The sequence below is a fragment of the Natrinema hispanicum genome, assembly GCF_004217335.1.
In the GTDB taxonomy this organism is placed as follows: Archaea; Halobacteriota; Halobacteria; order Halobacteriales; family Natrialbaceae; genus Natrinema; species Natrinema hispanicum.
Map to the genome: position 1 here is coordinate 959,689 of NZ_SHMP01000004.1, position 18,721 is coordinate 978,409.

Below are 18,721 nucleotides of genomic sequence, written 5' to 3' on the forward strand. Positions count from 1 at the left end.
TACCAGCTGAGCTATGACGATCTCGTTCGCGGAAACGGCCGCCCCGACCGGGCTCGAGGTGTACGACTCGATCGAGCAACGCCGCCTCCAGATCGAGACCCCCGGCTCCGTCTCGTTCGACACCAGCGAGCCAGCACAGTTTTGCTTCCCGGTCGATCGGACCTGCCGGCTCGAGACCGACGAACTTGGGTTCAATCAGCTGTATTCCGTCACCGTCCACGACGCAGCCGGGCGGACGGAAGCGAGCTTCGACGCCAGCGAAACGGGCCGACTCGAGGATCGGACACAGTTCGTCGGATTGAGCGGCCCGATCAAGCTCTACTGTCGCATCGACGCACCAGGGACGATCGATATCGGGCTGACGTCGATCACGATCACGACCGACCGCGAGACGACGATCGAGCTTGGTGTCCGGTCGCTACATGACCAGCCGCGGGGAACGATCACCACACCTCCCGATATCGACGCGATGATGGACGCCGTCTCTGCGCTCCCGTCCGCACTGAAGACCACCTCGCCCGAGCGGACGTGGCCGACGCTGCGTGGCCATCCACCATTGATCGAACTCGGCGACCGACTCGAGATCCCCGACACCGTCGACCGGCCGGCCGGCGACATCACGATTACCGTGCCGCGATCGTACGCCTCGCTGTATCAGGTCGCGCCGCTTGCGTTTTTCCTGGGTGCCACGATACAACCGGGTGACGAGCCGGCACTCGAGACGCCAGCGTTTACCCATCCGATCTCGGCTGGCCATGCGTTCGAAGACGCGGTCGCCGACCTCCTGAAGCGGTTTTTCTTCCTCGATTGCATCGTTCGGACTGAGGGGGTCTTCCAGTACGACCTCCTCGAGCGATCGATGCTGGAAGACGACCTTCCCTTTGACTTTGCGGCCACCTACGACCGCTCACTCGCCGAGCGCCTCGAGCAATACCTCGCGGTCCCCTTCGACGTGCTCGAACCACACATTCCGCGGTGGCCGCTGACCGCCCACGTTCCGTCCGAGCCGGACAGCGCAACGCTGCTGCCGTTTATCGTCAACGAACTGGGGATCGTTCGCGACACGACGAGTCACCCACCCGAGTCGATCCCGAACACGGACGCGACGAATTCTCAACTCGTCCGCTCGGCGACGACTGCGCGCTCACCCACGCCGGGACCGGCCGAGTCGGAGTTCATCGTGCCGGCCGTAACGGACGAATCCGTCGAGCATGCCTGGTTCGGTGACGGCGTGCCCCAGCAGGCCTCGAAAGCGACGCTCGAGGCGTACCGACATCAACTCCAGCACCGGGAACCCGTCGAATCGATCGAGCTTTTGCTCGTCTGTAACGACGCGCGAATGATAGACGAACACGACCTACTCGACGGCAGCTACGGCAACCGGTCCGATCTTCCCTTCGAGATCGACTCGAAGTTCGGCGTCGACGCTGACCAGCTGGCGACCCTGCTGACCGACGGCGGCTATGACTTCTTCCACTTTATCGGCCACGCGACCGAAGACGGCCTCCGCTGTCCCGACGGCGACCTCGACATCCGGACCCTCGAGTCTGTCGATGTAGGGCGTCTTCTTCCTGAACGCCTGTCGCTCCTACGAACAGGGGCTTGCGCTCACCCGGCGGGGCGCGTTCGGCGGTGTCAGCACGTACGCCGACGTCATCAACGAGCACGCAGTGACGGCAGGCGAGACCATTGCCAGACTGTTAAATCGCGGCTTCCCGCTTCGAGGCGCACTCGAGATCGCTCGCGAGAACTCGATGCTCGGCGAGCAGTATCTCATCGTCGGCGATGGGTCGGCTGATATCGCCCAATCCGATGGAGGTGCACCAATGCTCGTCGAGATCGGGTCTCGCGATGAGAACGAATTCGATTTCGCCGTCAAATCGTACTCGACGAAAGAGTTCAAACTGGGGACAGTGACCGCATCACCGCTTGATTCGGTTTCCGACTGTCACCTCACGCCAGGGAGCGACCCCACGGTTAGCAGTAGAGACGGCAGAACTCCGGGAATATCTGACTTGGACGGAATTACCGGTGCTATCCGAGAGTGAGTTATGCTGGAACTGAGGGCATCGGGACGTCGCTACTCGACTGAGAAACAGCACGACGAAGAACGACTGGTCGAATCGTGGTTCTACTCGGGGTTACGCGTAAACGAGGCGGTGTCTTCTTAATTCAATATTAGGGCCCAACTTGGGACATGCTCCCTGCAGCCACCGTACCCGCCTGACTGAGCAGGACGAACAGGGTGAACAGGACGCCGATCATTCGAGGGTTCTGTGCGAGGTAGTCCTTCATGCTGTCTGCTTCGGACATTGCATTCCAATGGTTGTCACCGATCGAAATAAAATTATCTTATACTTACATATATAAGATTACATAATTGAGCGAAAAACGTTCATGGCACCACAATCGGCGGCTTGAGGCGGCTTCTCCGGGTATTGTTGCTGGACAGAATGAGTCAGACGGACTATTGAAGCCAGTGGGTTGGACCGCGATCACTACGGTCCCACCGGTAGACGTTACAGCAGCCCGTCCCAATACTACTTGTCCGCGCGTGTCACAGATCGCACCTACTGTCTCATCACACGCGATCTGCGATATCGATTCCCCTGCAACAGACGTCGTCAACTGAACCCGATGACTGCAGCAGTGTACAATAGCGGCGAGCGTGTTGTCGTTCCACTCGTAGCGCCGATCAAAAACAGTTACACCGTCAAACCACAGATCGACGCTCGAGCCGCGACGCGAGCTGTCGCGGCCGGCCTTCCGTCAGTGTGCTGATTCGGCCGTAACTGGCGCGAGCGCGTTGGTAGACGGAGTCTCCGTTTCGTTCCCCGACGCGTCGGTACTTTCCGTGTCGGTCGATCCATCGTCAGTTTCAGTTCCGTCCGTCACACCGCCCGGCGGCGTTGTGACTTCCTCGAGCGAGACATCGACGCTGTCGCCGTCCACCACTGCGGGCTCGGGGACAGCCGTCTCGCCGCTGTAGTAGGTTGGCTCGCCGTCGCCGGTCGCAACGACGTTGACGGTGTAGTTACCGGTCGCCTCGACGCTGCTGTTGGTGTAGCCGTCCTCGACACTGAGTTCGTCGTTCGTCGCGTACGGCACAGTCAGTTCGAAGCTCCCGTCGGCCGCGAGATCGGCACGCTGCGTGTAGTTGAACGTCCGGCCGGAATTCGTCTCGAGTTCCACCGTGGCAGCGACCGTGGCGTTGTCGGCGTTCGACACACTGTCGCCGACGGTGCCAGTGATCGTCGCACCCTCGACGCGCTCGAACGTTTTCACGGCGGCCGCGCTCTTGGCGTCGAAGACTCGGTAGTTCGGGCTGTTCTGGAGTTGCCAGCACCGTCTGCTGGGAGACGCGTCGGATTGACGACGACGGCGGGCTGTCCCTGTCCGGGTTGGACCGGCTGGCCGTTTTCGCCGATGTGGACGACCTGGCCGTCACTGACCCGCGCGTAGCTGACGAAGAACGTTATCCCAGGGTCGGTGTTCTCGTGAACGAGCCGGTAGTGTTCCATATCCTCGGCGTCGTCGAAGTACAGCTTCGACGTCATCGTGTCGTCGTATGGCAGGTCACCGAAGACCTGACCGACCTCGTCGGCGCTGATCGGCTGGCCGCTGTAGTCCTCCGGCGTCACGTAATGGCCGTATCCGGGACCGGTCCACTGAGTGATCGCCCCGAACTTGCCGCCGGCCATCGCATAGTCGATCATCACAGTAGCGGATCTCCTCGTCCGAATTGTCGCCCGAGACCGCCTGCTGCAGTTCTTCGGTCGACCGATCGGCAACGGGTTCACCGGCGGCGATCCCCTCGAGGATCAGTTCCCCGCGGTCTTCGGATTCAGCGGTCAGGAACGCCGACGACGAGCGGGCGTTCTGCTGGAACGGGTTCGAGTGGGGAATCCGCTCGGCCTGTGTCGTTATCAGGTGGCCGTAGTCCCACCACGACATAACGCCGTAGGCACCCTCCGGATACTCGAAGTCACCATCACCCGGCGTGTAGGTGCCGTAGTAGTCGAGCTGGTCGGCGTTGTCCGCCCCGCCGTAGTTCCCCGGCGCGGGCGTGTTCTCCTGCAGCCACTCGTTCGACGCCTCCCACGTCGTGGCGTCAGAGTTGGGGCCCGTCGCTTCGCCGACCTCCCAGGCCGTTCCACCAGCCTGTGCAAGCGGCGGGAGGAGTGGCGCAAAGAGGAGCACGACCACGAGCACGACAGCGACCACCTGATACGTCTCGAGGGATTTGATGGAGTTGAGGCCGCTCTCGAGGTCGAGATTGAACAGCTGGACGAGTTCGGCGACGAACGCCGCGTTGACGATCGCGACCGCGAGCACGAGGTAGTACATGAACCGCACCTGCGTCGCGGCCATGCTGATCAGGAACAGCGACCAGACGATGACGAGGGTGTGTTCCGCGCGGAACTTGCGGCCGAAGAGTGGGCGGATCGCAAGGAACGCGAGGCCGGCAAGCATCGTGTAGAACGCGCTACCGAATTCCTGGAAGACACGGTTGAAGAAGTCCTCCGGCGGCTGGGCCTCGACGATGGTGAGCGTCCCCGTTCCGGGGTTGAGCGGGATCATTCGGCTCGTGAGGTTCCCGATAAGCGTGCTATAGAGCCCGGGAAGTACAAGCCACATGACGGCCATTGCGGCGACGATGATACCTGCGATCGCAGCAGGGTAGTAGCGGCGCTCGAGGCCACGGTTGTTCCACTCGCGGGCGAGCCAGGCCATGAAGATACAGCCGGTGGCAACGCCGAGAGCTGCCAGCGGCTGGAGAAGTCCCAGGGTCGTCGGGCTCGTACTGCCAGGTTGTTCGATCAACAATACTGTCAGAATAGCAGTCACACCGAGGCTGACCGCGCCGACGAACGCGATATGGTCCGGCGATACACCGCGAACATAGTCGAGACAAAGCTGGACGGCGAAAAAGACGCCGAAGATACCGACAAGCAAGACACCTGACGGCCAGACCCAAATGTACACCGTCAGCGCGAGTCCTGCGAGGGCACCATAGATTGCCGGCGTCCGAAGGGCGGTCCAGTCCCGGTCGACGACCAGTTCGTAGATCGGTTTCTCGCGTTCACCCGCAGTGACAGCGACCATCATCGCGACGACTGCGATGGCCATGAAGAGCGGCTCGACAGCCTGATGGTCAAGTTGGCCAACCGTCGATCGAGACAGGAACTGTCCCGTCGAGAGCGCGATAACGAGGACGGAAACGAGGCCGCCGAGCGTGCCGCCGAGTCGCCGCCCTGCATAGAAGACAGGGATCGCGACGAGCGAGGCCATGACTGGTACTGCGAGCAGTGAGACCGTATACAGGGTTTGCTGGGACGGATCACCGAGACCGACAATCATCGCCGCAGTGACGATGAGCTGGTCATACAGTGTCCCGAACTGGCCGACGTAGGTGCCAGTCGGGAACCCCGTCCAGACCTCATAGGGCATCGTATGCGGATAGTTTTCGGCAGTCCAGTTGATCGTCCGCCAGTGATACCACGAGTCGATACCCGCAAACGCGGGCGTGCCGTCGTCAGTGGCGAACTGATCGTACGCCTGAGTCCGTACCCAGAGCATGAACAGCATCACAACCCCGAGTACAGGGAGGTGATACCAGTCTCGCCACGACTCGAGGAGGGAGGTTTCGGTCCCTTCCTCGACGTGTTCGGTGTCTGTACTCATTAGGTTGCACCAGACCCAAGTCAAGAATAAGCCTTGTCATATACCAGCGTTCTTCTGATATCCGCTAAGGACAAAGGAATCTACTGGGGTCGTGTAGCGTAATAGGCACCAAAAGAGGACTCTCGTCGATGATAGCTAAATTCACTGGGATTATCGTGGAACAGGCGCGCAGGCCCATCTGTACTGGCGAGACTGTTTCTCCATGTGACTTACGTGTCTCACCTGTTGTTGGCTGCTCGCATCTCCGCTTGAACGACCCGGATTTCTTTGACCTCCTCCCGCTCCAACGATCACCCTGAAATCTGAATCGACAACTACTGTTTAGGCCCGGAAAATGTCAGCTAGATATAATTTCTCTGCAAAGATCTCGAATCACATTGACTGCGTCAATGCGAATCCTCTCGTTCAGTGCCAGCAGAATCGCGAAATAGGTCATGGAACCGATTCCAATCAGTAATGTTATCCGGAACCATCCGAATGCACCGCCAAGTCGCAACTTGAGACCGTATACGATGGTGGTCATAACTACCATCGAGACGAACTGTGATCCGACATCCTTGAGCGCCGATGGCGGGATTTGCTGATCGAGAAAGACGAGTAAACTGACGACACTCGCACCAAACGCGAGAACGGTCGCCCACGCAACGCCCCACGAACCAGCCAATAGTGTAAGAGGAACTGATAACAGCGCATATACGAATATTAGAAGGGCACCACTGGCTGCATAAAGCCGTGGTCGTTCTGTCCCGAGGAAGAAATGTTCTAATCCTTCGCGATAGCCATTGAGCAAGTTTGCTACAGCGAGTACTGGGATTAAGGCGTTTGCCGTACCGACGACACCAATGACAGGAAGGGAGAACGTCCCTGCGCTATTAGCGTAGATTGTCAACAAGAGCGAATTACCGATCACGGCGCCCCCGCCGATCATTGGAACCGCAAACAATCCGGCATATGTGAACACGCTCGTCAATAGATCAGCAATCCGCTCATCATCTCCTTCCTCCGTCAGAGCCGAAAATTGCGGGAACGTGACCTGGGCCAGTGCGGACGAGAACAACATTGACGCTTCAGTGATCCGGAACACGTTCTGGTACACGCCGGCCGCTCCGGGTCCGACGAACTGTCCGAGTAGTATGTAATCTGCTTGCTTGAACAGTTGACTGGTAACGCTTTGAACGTACGCGTATTTGGAATAGTGGATAAAATCCCGAAACAGTTCTATCGAGGGTCGTGCAGGGACGACACGTGCGAATCCGACATACGAAATCAGAAAAATTAGGAACTGCCCAGCTATTAGCCCCCAAATAAGGCCAGGAACACCGAATCCCAAACCGATCAATGCAGCTTGAATCGGTACAATAAGTACGTACCGACCGTTCTCTATCGCACCAACGAGAGCGACCCGCTGTTTGCCTTCCAGAAACGATCCCGAAAGTCGAAACAGGCCCCACGACAGAACACCAAGTGGAACGAGTGGTGCGGCGTCAACACCTACTAACTTGTTTATTTGATGGTGAAACGCCAGCGATACAACGGTTACTATGGCGACACCGCCGAGAAGGATCAGTCCGGCGCTCGTGAATTGACGCGCTTCGTGTTTCTTCTCGCTGACTCGTTTGATGAGAGTTGGATACAGTCCAAAGCTGACGAGATTCGCTGCCACCATCTGAACGCTAAAGAAAATCGCATAGACCCCGATTCCATCGAATCCGAGTTCGCGAGTGAAGAAAACTGTTCCAAGAAATCCAGCGATAGTTCCGAATACGTTCGTCGCAAACCGTTTCGAAATCTCCGTACCGACCTTCATTACTCGAGGTAGCCAAGTTCGCGCAATCGATCTTTGACTTCGTCTTGCTTTTCATCATCACCGGAAACCCCACCGGCAGCAACGGCGTCAGATCCGACAAAGTCGTAGTACTCGGGATCGCGCTGGGCAGAGTCAGCATTGCCCGCAAAGATCGAGAGTACGTTGCCGGACATCGACTCCGGCAACCGGTATCCGAGCGCGTGCAAGACTGTAGGTGCGATATCCACCAGACTGGCACCGTCGACAGTCCCATCGCGGAACGAGGGGCCGCGGGCCAGGAAGATCCCTTCGCGAGCGTGTCCACTCGTGTCGACCTCAAACAGTGTATCTGGAGCATCGAACCGGGATGAGGCGTGGACCTCCGGCGTCTCGATGATCATACAGAGATCGGGCGTGTGAGGACCGCCACGTTCAAGCTGTTTGAACCGTATCTCAAGCCCTTCCCGCTCGGCGCTCTCACGGAGAGCAGATTCCGCGCGACTTTGGACGCGATCGATTTCGTCGGCATCGTCTTCGAGAATGTACACCATCGTCGTCTTCTGTCCTACATCCGCGATCGCTTGCGTCTCCGTCCAATCGATACGGTCCATGCTCAAAGCATTGTCAAGTCCGAGTGTATCGCCGGTCGGTATGTCGGTCAGTGCACTTTCAGGAACCACCTTTCGGGCCAATGTCAGCAATCCCGCGCGACCCAGGACGTCACTTGCAATGTCACGGGCCGACCCAAGTGCCGCCTTGGTTGTATCACCGGAGTCTGTCAGCGAAACGAGACCGGCCTGTTCGAGGACGACATTGACTGCAAAGCTTGCACGAACTTTCTCGAAGCCGTGATCACTTATTACGATGATATCTTCGTCGGCATGTGCGTCGAGGAACGCACCAAGACGCTCGTCAACACGGCGATAGATCTCAAACACCGGATTGTCCGGCGATGCCGGTGGGACGTCCTTATCGCCCCAGTAGTGGTGGGCAACGCGATCAGTCGCTCGAATTAGACCGACAGCTAGGTCGGGAGACTCCGTCCGAACGAAGTGCTCAAATGCGTCGAAGCGCTTGTCGATCAACTCGAGACTCAAATCGACATAGGCGCGTGATCCCGGTGGTTCGTCGTTACGGAGTTTGTAGCCGTCGACAAGGTCTGTCAACTCATCCCACCGTTCCGGCGGCTGCGCGTACTCGTCTTTATACTCGGGGGCGGCCGCGATAATGGTTCCATCGATCTCCTGCCACGGGTACGAACCGGGGATATTGAACACAACCGACGAGCCACCTTGCTCGTCGATAACGTCCCACATCTTACCAGGGACGAACTCATCGTGGCTCAGGTCGTTCTCTCGAGTTTCTCGGTTGAAATGAGTGAACCCATACATATCCAGCACCGACGGATCACGACCCGTCGCGAAGGCGGGCCACGCCGGAACCGTGATCTCGGGGATCGTGCTTTCGAGTTCACCATGGACACTCTCCTCGAGAAGCCGCTCAAAGTTTGGGAGGCGGCCAGAGGCCACCCACGGCTCGATGAGCGTGAAGGTAGCTCCGTCGAGTCCAAGGATGATCATGTGCGCCATGATGCAGACAACTGGCAAAAGGAATGTGTTCCGCGTCGGCTATTCCAGATAGCCGAGATCCGAGAGTCGCTGAGCGACCTCATCATCCTCGGTTGCGGTCTGTTCGCGGACCGTGTATTCGGGGTAGGATGTCGGCTCGGGCGGGTCGAGCATCCCGAGAACGTCCCCATCCATCGTCTTAGCAGGAGCAATACCCAGCGACGCCAGCACTGTCGGCGCGACGTCAAACAACTGCGCGTTCACGAGTTCGGCGTCGGTATCGACGCCTGCGCCGGCGAGCGCGATGACCCCGTTCCGTTTGTGATTATACGGTTCGGGATCACCGAACTGGCGACCGACGACCGCAGATAAGGAGTGCTGGAAGTCGTTCGGAATGGTAAGGATGTCGACTGCCTCGTCGGCGTAGGGACCATAGATGTACTCTTCGCGTTCAGCTACTTCCTCAAACACCGGCATTCCATCCGGAGTTGTGGCCTCGGACAGAAGTGTGATGATCTCATCACGAGCGATCTCATACTCGTCAGCAGAGACGACACCGTCGGGGTCGCGACCTTCGACGTTCAGTCTAACGCCTAGCTCCGAAGGTGAGCGCAAATACGCCTGTGACATCCGAAAATCAACTGCATCGCTCGCAGCAAAGACAGCACCGACGGGTACATGTTTGCCGACGAATTCGGCAAGACCGAGTGTCTCGAGGATCGCCTTGCCCCGCTGGTACGTTAATCCCATACTCGCCGCAGTACCGGCGAAGCGCTCGAGAACTGGATGGCCAGACTCGCCCGTACCGCTTTCGGTCAGACGTTCGTCCTTGATCTGGAACCACGAAGGGACGCCTTGCCCCTCCGTTGTCGTCTTGACGACGCTGGCCTCGTGGAGATACTGGTTGACCCGGAACTCGTAGCCCTCGTACTCGCCCATACCGTGATCGCTGGCGACGATAACAGTATCTGGATCGCATTCGTTGAGAATCGCGCCAACCTGCTTATCGACCGCTCGATAGATCTGTCTAACTTTCTCGTGATCGCCAGGGAAGTCATGAAATACTGCGTCGGTCTTCTGGAACTGGATAAATCCGAACTCGGGGTCGAACCGATCAGTAAGATAGCGAAACGCCTCGCCGCGCATCCGACTGAGTTCGAGATAGTCGTCAAACTTTTCCGCGCCAACGCGTTCGTCGGTCTCTCGGCGGGCATAGACCCGATAGCCGCCGATCGCATCGCGAACATCGTCAAGGATTCCCGTGGGATGGGATTGTGGATCCTCGGAAGCCAGATATCCTGGAATAACTGCACCATCGATGTCTGGCGGTGGACTCGTCACCGGGGCATTGACTACGACGCTTGTCATTCCAGCTTCATCAGCGTACTCCCAGAGGGTCCGCTGGCGAACGTCGGTTGAATTCACAATATCCCAGTCATAGCCGTCAAACCGCAGAAAGTCAAAGACGCCGTGTTTCCCGGGATTGACCCCCGTGTATAGCGATGGCCACGCGCTTGCCGTCCACGGCGGAATCTGTGACTCTAGGCGGCCTGCTGTCCCGTCTTTGAACACCGTCTCAAGGTGTGGCAACTCGCCATCCTCAAATAAGGGCCGGATCACCGGAAAGCAGGCAGCGTCGAGTCCGACCAAAAGGGTCTGCATATCTCGACTCAGCAGTCCGTGGGGCTTAAAACTGCTTTTCGTCGAGCTATTCAATATATCCAAGTTCACGGAGGTTCCGCCTGACGCCAGCACTGAGGTCGTCATCGACATCGGCCTCCCCTCTCGAGTCATTGAATTCCGCTCCAAGCGTCTTGATTACCCTGTCTCGGAGGCTTTCGATGATCGACTCATCAGGGTCGTCGATGAGCGTCTCGCCCGGTAGCCGGTAGAGACGTTCGGAGCCGTCGGACCGCAGCTCAAATCGGTAGTCGCTGGTGCGGACAGACTTCCGACCGAGCTCAAACTCTCGTAGAGTGTCGGTCGAAACGGTATCCGCAGCGTTAGTATCGTGAAGATTAGACGGCGCTTCGGCCGTAAAGACAGCTTCACGGCGCCGTTTCCCAAATAGTGAAATTCCATCGGTCGTGGGCGCTTCAAGCCCACATAGGTCACAGAGCGTAGCGAACAGATCGATATGAGATACGAGATCGGTTCGTCGTTCGCCTGCTGGAACGTTCGGACCAGCGAATACAAGAGGTACGTGAGTGATTTCGTCGTAGAGGAAGTTCCCGTGATACATAGCATTGTGCTCACCGAATAGTTCGCCATGGTCAGACGTGAGCACGATAATCGTATTGTCAGCCAGTGATTCGCTGGAGAACCAGTCAAAGAAGGTCGAAAGCCGATCGTCGAGATACCGTAAGCTTGCAGCATACCACCGTCTAAGTACTTCGATTTCGGACGTCGAAATTGAGGATGGGTCGTCGCGATATCGCAACGCGATACTCTGTGCGTCCGCACCGTCGGCTGCGGCAAATAACCGGTCGTCGTTGACTACGGGGCTATCGTATTCGCAGGGTTGGTTAAGCAGTTCCTCGCTCAGTCCATACCGAGGTCGTGACAGTTCTGGCGTAGCTTCCTGCTTGTAGGGACGGGGCGGGTCGTAAGGTGCGTGGACCGTGGTCAGGTTCGCCATTGCAAAAAAGGGTTCACTCGTGTTATCAAGCCACTTTCTGAGTTTCTCGAACTTGATCTCAGTGTAGTAGTCGTTACCGCGTCCAACAAGTCGAACGAAGTCTCGGCGGATGAGCGGGTCCGTTAGAAGCTGTTTGAAGTAGGCCAGTGACGGACGTTCGGCTACCTCTTCATACACTTCAAAGTAGTGATTGAAACCACGGTCAAGGCCAGTTTCCGATCCCATTTTGGCCGGACCAGGGATTCCATATGTCTGGTAGCCACGGTCAGCGAACCAGTCCGCGAGAAGTGGAACTGAATCCGGCATAGTCGGCCATGCTCCATTGAAACCGGTTGAATTCGGATAGCGACCGGAGAACATCGCACCGTGTGACGGTGGCGTCCATGGCCCGACAGCGAAGGCACTATCGAATGCCGTTCCTCGCCTGGCTATTTCATCGATCGTTTCGGTCTCGACGGGGAACGCACTGTCACCGTACGAGGGTGCATCAGCCCGGAGCGTATCAAATATCAAAAGAAGAATGTTCGGCTGATCAACCATACACGTAGCAGTGTAATTGATATATTAAAACTCATAGGATCCATTCCCGAGCAAGAGGTTTATTTATTTATCAGACACTCTCCCAATCATGGATCCTGACGCCGCCCGCGTGGCGATGCTCCACCAGGATCCGCACCCGGCCCACCGCGGTTTCGCGGAAGTGATTGGTGCGGACCTTGTTGACTATCACCGACTCGACGTTGGCCCGCTTGAGGGAACGATTCTCGAGGATACGCTCAACGGGCTCGTCTATCCCGACTATGATGTCTATCTTGTCGAAGGATCGCGGCCGCTGTACGCCGCGCTGACTCGTCGGTTCGCCCGCGACGGGAAACTGGTTTATCTCTGTGCCGATCACGGCTTTTACCGGCTTGGGAACGCGGATTTCGAGGGTGATTCGGAACTGAAGTCGATGATCGGCAGGTTTGGGGCGCCTGTAGTTCGCTCCATCGGGCGACACGGTATCGACGGCGTCATCGCAGTCTCGGAATTCGCTGCGGCGTTTACTCGCCCCATCGTCGGTCCGGACACGCCGATCGAGGTCGCCCATCCGTTCATCCAGCCAGACACGTACGATGCACTCGGCGACGTGACTCCCGACCTCGAGTCGAACGTCGCGGTGACCGTCGCCCGTCCGTGGGAGTACAAGGGTGTGGACATGCTCGTGAAGGCATGGCCTAGGGTTCGCGAGACGATTCCGGACGCCGAACTCCACGTCGTCGGGAGCGGCCACCCCGAAGCGTATGCCCAGACGCCAGGTGTCCGCGTTCAGGGATATGTCGAGGCGCTTGCCGACGCATTCAAACCGGCATCGCTATTCGTCCAGCCGTCGCGGATGGACACGTTCCCTGTGAGCACGCTCGAGGCGATGCGTGCCGGACTCGTTCCGCTGGTCACACAGACGACCGGAACTCGCTCCGAGGCCAGCGCGATCGATCCGTCACTCGTCGTGGATCCAAACGCGGATGCGCTTGCTCGCGGCGTCAGTGCATATTTCGAGCTCGATGTCGACGATCGGCAGGAGCTCGCGACTCACGCTCGGAAACGCGGAGCCCGGTTCGATCCCGAGTCCAGAACGACTGCATTTCACGAAGCCTTCCGTGCGGTACTCAAAGCACTTTAGCCGGGAAAGAGCGACTGGCCATACATGACCGTTTACGTCGTCGGCCTTGACGGGGCCGACTGGTCGCTACTGCGGCCTTGGATGGAGGAAGAATACCTTCCAACCTTCGACCGCATACTAAACGAAGGCGTCGCTGGCGACCTCAAAAGCACTCTTCCGCCAGTCACTTTCCCCGCCTGGAAGTGTTATTCGACCGGAAAGACACCCGGGAAGCTTGGCGTCTACGAGTGGTTCGCCTACGATAAGGACGCCCACGAGATTTCGGCCAACGATGCTAGTGACTTCCGATCGCGAGAGTACTGGGACGTGCTGGCCGAGCGGGGCCACCGGGTCGGCGTCATCAACATGCCGACGACACATCCACCGGACGACGGGACACAGACCACAGACGGCGGTCGCACCTTTATTGTCGCCGGTAGTCCCGCAAGTGAGCGCAAGCGGTTTACTGCTCCCGACTCTCTGAAGGAAGACCTGCTTGAGGCGATCCCTGACTACCGCGTTAAGCCGGATCTCGTACTCGACGAGGCAACGCCAGACGAACTGGTCGATGAGGCGACGACGTTATTCGAACAACGGTTTCGCGCCGCTACGTGGCTCGCCGACGAGAAGGATTGCGATCTCGTCCACACCACGTTGTTCGCGACCGACACACTTCAGCACCGTCTCTGGGACCGGCCACAGAAACTGCGAGCGGCCTACGAATATATTGACGACCTGCTCGCGGACCTACTCGAGCGCGACGACGCGGAGGCGGTTGTCCTGCTGAGCGACCACGGATTCCAGAAGATCGACGAGATATTTCTCGTCAACCAGTGGCTGCTTGATCGCGGCGACCTCGTAATTGAGGAGTCTGAGACTCGAGATGTACTGTCGAGTGTGGGCCTCACTAAGGAGCGCCTCAAACGATTCGTCGCCAGACTAGGGCTGGTCAACCTCGCCCAGTCGATGATCCCTGAGTCTGTCCAGCGATTCTTCCCGAGCGAGAGTGGACGGGTCGCGATTCAGGACGCCAAAATCGACTGGGGTCAGACCAAGGCGATTTCGCTCGGGCGTGGACCGATCTACATCAATCGGGATGCCTTCGCGAAGGATAACGCTGCCGACCGCTACGCAGCGGACCTTGCCGCCGATCTCGAGGACCAGAAGACGCCCACGGGTGACCCTGTGGTGACCGCGGTCTACGACCCGACCGATATCTATACCGGAGATCAACCTCGTGGACCTGACCTCCTCGTGGAATACGCACCGGCCATCGACGCCCCCGAGTCAATCGGTGGCGAGGTGTTCGGTGAGACTACTGAATGGCTAGCGACTCACCGCCGGACTGGTGTGTTCGCTGCGTGGGGCGACAATATTGCCGACGAAGCTACAGATATCGAACTATACGACCTCGCGCCGACGCTGTTGCATTATTTCGGTGTACCCGTCCCGGAGGACGTTGACGGTGATGTGCGGTTCGACGTATTAACCGGAGATCCCGCGGCACGATCGGTCGATCAGGGACCACCGACTGCGACCGGGACAGACAGACGCGAAGTCGGTCCAGAAGTCGAAGAGACACTTCGGGAGCTAGGGTATATGGAATGATAGCGAGGGGAAACGATCAATGAATCCACTGAAACGATTTCCACGGTTGAACAACGTCTGGATGGATCTAAAACACCGAACCAACGGCTGCGTTGAATCACTAGACGGCGTCGGGGAAGGTCAGTAAATCGAAGGAGTTGAAGCGGGAAAATTTGGTTGTCCATGACGCAAATCTCCCGCTTCACCGAGCGTTGCGTCTCGATTGCACAAAGAGTTACGGGTGAACGAGGCGAATCCGCCGCCCCGACTGGTGGCGGCGGATTTGCCGACTATGCCCTCATTTCGCTGCATTGTCTCCGGATTTACCTCGATACATCCTATCGGATGACGATCGATCTGTTGAAGGAAATGCCGCAAATAACAGGGGAGATCGGCCTTGACGTGGCCGATCTCCCCGCTCCATCTACGCTGTGTAAGGCGTTTGATCGGATCGAGATGAGTGTCTGTCGAGTGCTGCTGCGCCACTCGGCGCAGCTGCACAACCCTTCTGAACATGCTGCTATCGACGCAACATTCTACGAACGTGATCGTGCGAGCCGCCACTACTGCCACCGAACAAATTACCGCGTTCAAACGCTCAAAGTCACAAAACTCGTCGATACAGCAACACAAGCCGTTCTTGATCTCCACTGTTCGACGACGTTAGAAGGAAGCGACGCAGACCTCGCCGAGCAGATCGCCCGCATTCCGGCGGGCGATCTGCGGTCACTTGCTGCTGACAAAGGCTATGACAAGCAACAACTCCGAGAACGACTGCGTGAACTCGACATTCGCCCACTGATCAAACACCGGATTTTCGCTCCGTACGATCACGCACATAACGCCCGCATTGACGACAATCGGTACGCTCAGCGGTCAATGGCCGAAACCGTCAACTCAGCTGTCAAGCGCTCGCTCGGCTACGCCGTGCGAGCGCGTACCTGGTATCGAGAGTTCCGTGAAATCACACTGATGTGTGTTGTCTATAACATCAAGCGGGCCGTCAGACAGTGAAATCCGACGCCGTATGGCGATTCAACACAGCCGAACCAACCATCGACTACAGCGCCAAAAGCGAGAGCCTGAATTCAGGGCAAACGTGACTAACCACCAGAACGTTCCGATGGTTGTCGTGGATTGCCTCCGTGCTGATCATGTGAGTGGGTTCGGATATGATCGAGAGACAACACCGGGGACTCGACAAGTTCGACAGTGCTGCTTTCCCGAACGCGAAGGCACCGAGTACATGGACCTTTCCATCGGTACCGTCGCTGCTGTCAGGATGCCACCCACATCAATACGGGGCACGCTTTGAAACCGATCCGCGAAACCTCTCTGCTGAGCAGTTCCCCCGACGACCCCGTGCTGATGTCGCTACGCTACCAGACCTGCTTGAGGCTGCAGGATATGAGACCGGGATGGTGACAGCTATCCCAAGCAGAGAAGGCGGTCGGCGATCGGTTCCAGAACGTTTCGGTCCGGTACACCGACGCGGTTGAACGGGTTTCGACTGCTCGTAAATGGATGGCAGACCGGGACAAGTGGTTTTGTTATCTACATCTTGGGGATCCGCATGCGCCGATAGATATACCCGACGAACACCGCGACACGTTTGATGTCCCTCAGATAGACGGCGTTGCCGACTGGCGATATCGGGAGAAAACTGATATCGACGATGCCTACCGCGACGCTCGGATTCGTGCATATGACGCGGCAATCAGAGGAGTGAACGATGCCCTTGCAGGTCTGCTAGCGGATCTCGATGACGACACAATCATCGTGATCTGCGGTGATCACGGCGAAGCGTTCTGGGAACATCCCACCCTCGAGCGAGAGCTCAACGATGGTCCACGAGGATATTATGCGACCGACCACGGCCATAGTGTTCTTGAAGAAGTCGCACGCGTTCCCCTATGGGTACGCGCCCCCAATATCAAGTGGGATCGGTATGAGTATCCTGTCTCTCTTGTCGATGTCGCACCGACGGTCCTCCAAGCGCTTGGCGCCGACGTACCCGACGGCGTCGCCGGTCGATCCATTGAGGATCAATCGCCCGACCGGGCGCTCTTATGTGAGGAACTAGCCTATGGGTACAATCAACGTGCAGTGTGGCGCGGCGACCGGAAGGCGATCGCAGTACCGGAGAACGACACCGTGCTTGCGTTCAGCCTCGACGAATATCTAGAGGAAGAGCCGCTCGAGGCAGTCCCCGTAGACCTTGAGGACGCACTCACATCGTTCGGCACAGGTGTCGAAGGAGCGGATCGAATGGCAGTCGGTGCGGAGACACGTGACCGACTCGAAGAGTTGGGCTATCTCGAGTAAACACCGACTGCAGACAGTGGAGGATGAGCGTTTGACGTAGACTGCCACGACTGGAGTGACCTGCCCTACAATCAGATTATTCCATGTATCCAAGGTCACGCAAGTGTTCTTCGACCATCTCGTCGTCCTCCGCGATACCAACCGATCCTCCCTCTCGCAACCGCTGCATCCATTCCTGATGCTCATCCAGCGCTCGAGATAGTTCGTCGTATTGTGGGTGTGCGTCACTGGATCGATCATCCTCTGGTCGTTCCGCCGGTGTCTCGTGGATGTCGAAACAAAATTCACCGTCCTCGTCGTGCCGCAGTAATTTCCAACCGTCAGCGCGACGCGCGCAACACCGCCCATATTCAACCTGCCGTCCTACGTCACCGAAGGCGTACTCACGTGCGTCGACTTCATCGTCAGCAACTGCGAGCGCTGATGCACCTTGCCACCCGTCGAAGGCGTCATGGCCGACAGCGTCAGCAATCGTCGGTGCCACGTCGAGGAGACGGATCTGTCCGTCCACGGTATCGGCACCACGTTCGGGGTGGGAGAGAATGAATGGAACGCGAATGATTCCTTCCCAGAACTCCGGTGGATGGCCGGCGTGGCCGTGTTCACCGACAAGTTCGCCGTGATCAGCAGTGAAGAGGATTACCGTCTCATCAAGGAGGTCGCGTTCGCGAAGCGCCTTCAGCAGCGCCTCGAACTGATCGTCCACGTAGGCACACTCGGCATCGTAGAGCCCGCGAATTAGATCCCACTCCTCGTCGGTTACGTCCTCAGGATGGTGGGTCCCCTTCCGGGCGAGTCCGCGACAGCGTGACAGCGAAAGCGGTTCCTCGAGGAACTGCTGCTGGTACTCTTCAGGTGCCTCGTAAGGGTGGTGGACGTCCATGTAATGGAGCCAAGTAAACCAGTCGTCAGACTGCTCGTCGATCCAGTTTAGTGCATGCTCGTTTAACGACGCTGCACGCTCGTACTCGCTATCATTACCCGTGGCGTTGGCGAAGAGCGCGTCGGCGCGGTTGTACACGCTTTCGATCGTTTTGAACAGTATACTGTCCTTGTCGAGATTCGATTGAACGAACTGTTTGAGCCGCCCAGCTTCGGCCGTTCCACTGGCGTCGTGCATCGTATCAAAGCCACGATCATAGTGGTACGATCCGCTGGCGAAGTGATTGTCCGTGTACCCCGCAGTCGCGTATCCTGTCGCAGACAGTATTTCCGCCAGCGTTCGGATATCACTATCCTCGTCACGGGGGGGAATACCCAACCCCTCGATACTGGCGAAGTGACGACTGGCATGGATAGCCGGGAATGACGCGGGCGTCGACGGCCCGTTGGCGATACACTGCGTGAAATCCAAGGAGTCGTCGGCGAACGACCGGGTTTCGGGCATCAGAGACGAGGATACCCGGTCGGCACGCAACGAGTCGACGGTCACCAAGAGGACGTTCATGTGGACTCGAAGTTAGGCGGTAGTAAAAATAATACGCACCTTC

At 57.9% G+C, this 18,721-nt stretch carries 11 protein-coding genes and 2 pseudogenes; 6 read left to right on the forward strand and 7 right to left on the reverse strand.

All coding sequences use genetic code 11. The annotated features are described in order from the left end of the window. The first annotated feature begins 13 nt into the window (after window positions 1-13). Window positions 14-2,092 (forward strand): annotated as a pseudogene (locus tag BDK88_RS11585) (hypothetical protein). An 86-nt stretch (window positions 2,093-2,178) separates the two neighbouring features. On the opposite strand, the gene BDK88_RS22090 reads toward BDK88_RS11585, so the two are convergent. The 6 genes and pseudogenes from BDK88_RS22090 to BDK88_RS11615 all read right to left on the reverse strand — a co-directional run bounded on the left by BDK88_RS22090 (window position 2,179) and on the right by BDK88_RS11615 (window position 12,217). Further along, entirely contained in the window at window positions 2,179-2,313 is a 135-nt protein-coding gene (locus tag BDK88_RS22090; RefSeq protein WP_277613173.1) for a DUF7503 family protein, read from the reverse strand. Between the two features lie 456 nt (window positions 2,314-2,769). After that, window positions 2,770-5,685, reverse strand: a pseudogene (locus BDK88_RS11595) (oligosaccharyl transferase, archaeosortase A system-associated). A 337-nt stretch (window positions 5,686-6,022) separates the two neighbouring features. After that, complete coding sequence (locus tag BDK88_RS11600) at window positions 6,023-7,492, reverse strand: oligosaccharide flippase family protein (RefSeq protein WP_130500521.1); 1,470 nt, start codon at window positions 7,490-7,492, stop codon at window positions 6,023-6,025. Then, the gene (locus BDK88_RS11605; RefSeq protein WP_130500522.1) at window positions 7,492-9,051 is read right to left on the reverse strand and encodes an alkaline phosphatase family protein; all 1,560 of its coding nucleotides are present in this window, start codon (window positions 9,049-9,051) and stop codon (window positions 7,492-7,494) included. Before BDK88_RS11605 ends, BDK88_RS11600 begins: the two co-directional genes overlap by 1 nt. Window positions 9,052-9,099: 48 nt before the next feature. Beyond that, complete coding sequence (locus BDK88_RS11610; protein ID WP_130500523.1) at window positions 9,100-10,701, reverse strand: alkaline phosphatase family protein; 1,602 nt, start codon at window positions 10,699-10,701, stop codon at window positions 9,100-9,102. 46 nt (window positions 10,702-10,747) lie between these two features. Further along, the gene (locus BDK88_RS11615) at window positions 10,748-12,217 is read right to left on the reverse strand and encodes a sulfatase (RefSeq protein WP_130500524.1); all 1,470 of its coding nucleotides are present in this window, start codon (window positions 12,215-12,217) and stop codon (window positions 10,748-10,750) included. Window positions 12,218-12,305: 88 nt separating this feature from the next. On the opposite strand from BDK88_RS11615, the gene BDK88_RS11620 reads away from it, so the two are divergent. The 5 genes from BDK88_RS11620 to BDK88_RS21560 all read left to right on the forward strand — a co-directional run bounded on the left by BDK88_RS11620 (window position 12,306) and on the right by BDK88_RS21560 (window position 17,231). Continuing rightward, entirely contained in the window at window positions 12,306-13,340 is a 1,035-nt protein-coding gene (locus tag BDK88_RS11620; protein ID WP_130500525.1) for a glycosyltransferase family 4 protein, read from the forward strand. 24 nt (window positions 13,341-13,364) lie between these two features. Next, complete coding sequence (locus BDK88_RS11625; RefSeq protein WP_130500526.1) at window positions 13,365-14,927, forward strand: alkaline phosphatase family protein; 1,563 nt, start codon at window positions 13,365-13,367, stop codon at window positions 14,925-14,927. 162 nt (window positions 14,928-15,089) lie between these two features. Then, window positions 15,090-15,920, forward strand: coding sequence for an IS5 family transposase (locus BDK88_RS11630; protein WP_130500527.1), 831 nt, complete (start codon window positions 15,090-15,092; stop codon window positions 15,918-15,920). Between the two features lie 158 nt (window positions 15,921-16,078). Continuing rightward, entirely contained in the window at window positions 16,079-16,405 is a 327-nt protein-coding gene (locus tag BDK88_RS22340) for a sulfatase-like hydrolase/transferase (RefSeq protein ID WP_207225273.1), read from the forward strand. Between the two features lie 25 nt (window positions 16,406-16,430). Beyond that, on the forward strand, window positions 16,431-17,231 hold the full coding sequence (locus tag BDK88_RS21560; protein WP_207225274.1) for a sulfatase-like hydrolase/transferase: 801 nt from the start codon (window positions 16,431-16,433) through the stop codon (window positions 17,229-17,231). Between the two features lie 76 nt (window positions 17,232-17,307). Here the strand turns inward: BDK88_RS21560 and BDK88_RS11640 are convergent, their stop codons facing one another. Further along, complete coding sequence (locus BDK88_RS11640; RefSeq protein ID WP_130500528.1) at window positions 17,308-18,678, reverse strand: sulfatase; 1,371 nt, start codon at window positions 18,676-18,678, stop codon at window positions 17,308-17,310. Between the last annotated feature and the right edge of the window lie 43 nt (window positions 18,679-18,721).